The following is a 3,154-nucleotide window of genomic DNA, read 5'->3' as shown; positions in this document are numbered from 1 at the left end:
TATCACGAAGACTAGCTTCGTGTGCACTTTCATCAAACGTCCACACTTATCGACTGTGAATTTTTAAAGAACTTTTCTTTGGTACTGCTTGCTGAGAAGCGTTGTGTTCATCAGCGAAGAGGCAAGATTATGAAGCGTTTAGATCGTTTCGTCAACCCCTACTTTTTTCTCGTTCAACTCAGCGCTGGGCGCTTTGTTTTGCGAGGGGGCGAACTATAGCAAACGACCAGCACCTTCGGCAAGAGTAAATTTCGCGGTGCTACAATCGCTTCCTTTTTTGCAAACACCGTGGGATTAATGCCATGAACAATAACAACATTAAACGAGGCGGCTTCAGCTCGAGCTTCGGCGTACTCGCCGCAACGCTAGGCTCCGCCGTTGGCCTCGGAAATATCTGGAAGTTTCCTTACCTCACAGGCGCTAATGGCGGCGCAGGCTTCCTGCTGGTCTATCTGCTGGCCACACTCGTAATCGGTCTGCCCGTCATGATTGCGGAGATCACCATGGGACGCGCGGCCAAGGCCAACCCTATCTCCGCTTTACAGACACTCGATACCCAGAAGCGTCTGCCTTGGTGGCTGGTTGGCGTTGCCGGTCTCGCCGCCGCCTTCCTGATTCTGTCTTTCTATTCCGAAGTGGTGGCATGGGTATTTGCCTATGTCTTCAAAGCGATGGGTGGTTCGCTGCTCAGTAGCGACCGCCATGTTACCGAAGCGGCTTTCAGCGCGCTGACGGCCGATCCCGTGCAATCGCTGCTGTGGCAGTGGTGTGTGCTGTTCTTTATCGGTGGCATATTGCTGATGGGTGTCACCAAAGGCATCGAAGGCATTGCCAAGAAATTGATGCCTATTCTGTTCCTGCTACTGCTGGTGTTGTGCGCAGTCAGCCTGACACTGGATAAAGCTGGCGATGGCTTGGCCTTCCTGTTCCGCCCTGATTTCAGCAAAGTGACTGCCGGCGTAATTCTGACGGCCATGGGTCTGGCCTTCTTCAAGCTGTCGTTGGGCATGGGCACCATGATGACCTATGGCTCCTACTTCCGCGACGACCAGAATATTCCGCAAACTACGCTACGTGTGATGGCCGCCGACCTCTGCGTGTCCATGCTGGCCGGTATCGCCATCTTCCCTGCGGTATTTACTTTCGGCTTCGCACCTGCGGCCGGCCCGGCACTGGTGTTCATAACCATCCCTGCCGTATTCTCCCAGATCCCTGGCGGCCACTTGCTGATGGTGGCCTTCTTCATTCTCGCTTCCGTCGCAGCAACTGGCGCCATGCTGTCCTTACTGGAAGTACCGGTGGTGATCCTGCACGAGCGCCTGCACATCAGCCGCACCCGCGCCACCATACTGTCGATCGCCATTCTGATGGTAACGGGCTCTACTTGCGCCCTGACAGGTAGCGTGCTGGCCGACTTCAAGATCGCCGGGATGAACCTGTTCGACCTGTTCGACTTCCTATCGTCGAATGTACTGTTGCCACTAGGCGGTATATTGCTGGCTTTGTTCGCCGGCTGGATCTGGGGTCGCGATCAATTCACTGCGGCGCTGTCCAACCATGGCCAGCTTGCCAACGCGCGCACCATTGCCGTTGTGCTCTTCTTGTTGCGCTTCATTTCCCCGGTGCTGATTCTGCTGGTGATGCTCAAGGGGCTGAATTTGTTCTAAACACAACACAGCCGGCAATTTTTCACATTGTTCAGGACAGTATGCCTATACTGTCTGGACTGTGAATTTGTCAGGCTGCGAGATGAACCAAAGCGAGGTCCCCGTACTGCCAGCTCCAACGATCCTTATCGTTGATGACTCTTTATCGTACCTCGCTGCCCTGCTCGATAGGCTGGAACGCCACGGTTTCATGATCGTTCTGGCGCAAAGCGCTGCCGAAGGTCTGATGCGCGCAGAATTTGCCGAGCCAGATCTGATACTGCTCGATGTTGTCATGCCCGGTGTCGATGGCTTCGAAGCATGCCGGCGCCTGAAAGCCAGCAAGGCAACACGAGATATCCCCGTCATCTTCATGACGGGGCTCACCGATCCCAAACAAAAGGTTGCTGGCTTTGATGCGGGCGGGGTGGACTACATCACCAAGCCCTTCCAGATCGAAGAAGTACTGGCACGCATCAATACCCATCTGGCCTTACGCAAAGCCAATCGCGAACTGCAGGACATGGTCGCAGCACTGGCGAAAGCCCGTGAAGATCTAGTGCGCAATGAGAAGTTGGCCGGCCTAGGGGCCATGGTGGCGGGCATCGCCCACGAATTGAACACGCCTATCGGTAACAGCCTGATGGCAGCCACCACCTTCGAAGTGCAGGCAAACGACATCAGCCACCATCTCCAGCATGAAGGTGGCGTCACGCGCAAAGAGTTCGAGTTCTTCATCAAGAACGCGCAGCTAACCACAGAAATTCTCAGCCGCAACCTGAATCGGGCGGCCGATATCGTCACCAACTTCAAGCAGGTTGCCGTCGATCAGACCAGCTCGCAACGACGCAGTTTCCTGCTTGCAGAGGTAGTGGCCGGCAATGTGCTAACACTACAGCCAACGATCAAACGCACACCCTTTGTTATCCAGCAGCGTATTCCTGACGACATCATGATGGAGAGTTACCCCGGCCCGCTGGGGCAGGTGCTCACCAACTTGGTGAACAACGCGATATTGCATGGCTATGATGGGCGCAATGTCGGCCTGATCGATATCGCGGCCAGCGAGAACGGACAGGGTTGGGTCACACTCTGCGTGGAAGATCATGGCGTCGGCATCAGTAAGGACGATCTGGCGCGTATCTTCGATCCCTTTTTCACAACCAAGCTGGGTGTAGGCGGCTCAGGCCTGGGCCTGCACATCGTACACAACATTGTCGTCGAGATTCTTGGCGGCAGTATCGATGTCGTCAGTGAGTTGGGTGGCGGCACCCGATTCACGCTCACGCTGCCGATCTCGGCACCTGTGCGCTAAGCCTTACTCCTCCCCGGTCTCAAAAATCAGCGCGCAAAGCAAAAAACCCCCAACGGCCAAAAGGCTGAAGGGGGTTTTTCTTAATAACTAGCTTGACGATAACCTACTTTCACACTGGTTGCAGCACTATCATCGGCGCAGAGTTGTTTCACGGTCCTGTTCGGGATGGGAAGGGGTGGGACCAACTTGCTAT

General features: G+C 55.1%; 2 protein-coding genes and 1 rRNA gene. 2 read left to right on the top strand and 1 reads right to left on the bottom strand.

Annotated features, from left to right (window positions below; genetic code table 11):
- Positions 1–302 precede the first annotated feature (302 nt).
- Positions 303–1,667 carry a sodium-dependent transporter gene (locus tag GM655_RS22430; RefSeq protein WP_155436879.1) on the top strand — a complete coding sequence of 455 codons (1,365 nt, stop codon included), beginning with the start codon at positions 303–305 and terminating at the stop codon, positions 1,665–1,667.
- An 82-nt stretch (positions 1,668–1,749) separates the two neighbouring features.
- On the top strand, positions 1,750–2,961 hold the full coding sequence (locus tag GM655_RS22425) for a sensor histidine kinase (protein WP_155436878.1): 1,212 nt from the start codon (positions 1,750–1,752) through the stop codon (positions 2,959–2,961).
- 90 nt (positions 2,962–3,051) lie between these two features.
- On the opposite strand, the gene rrf is transcribed toward GM655_RS22425, so the two are convergent.
- A 5S ribosomal RNA gene (gene rrf, locus GM655_RS22420) occupies positions 3,052–3,154 on the bottom strand; the annotation flags it as partial.

It is taken from the genome of Pseudoduganella danionis (genome assembly GCF_009720775.1).
In the GTDB taxonomy this organism is placed as follows: Bacteria; Pseudomonadota; Gammaproteobacteria; order Burkholderiales; family Burkholderiaceae_D; genus Rugamonas; species Rugamonas danionis.
Note: the sequence above shows the minus strand (reverse complement) of the source record. Positions and strands in the feature narration are given on the sequence as shown.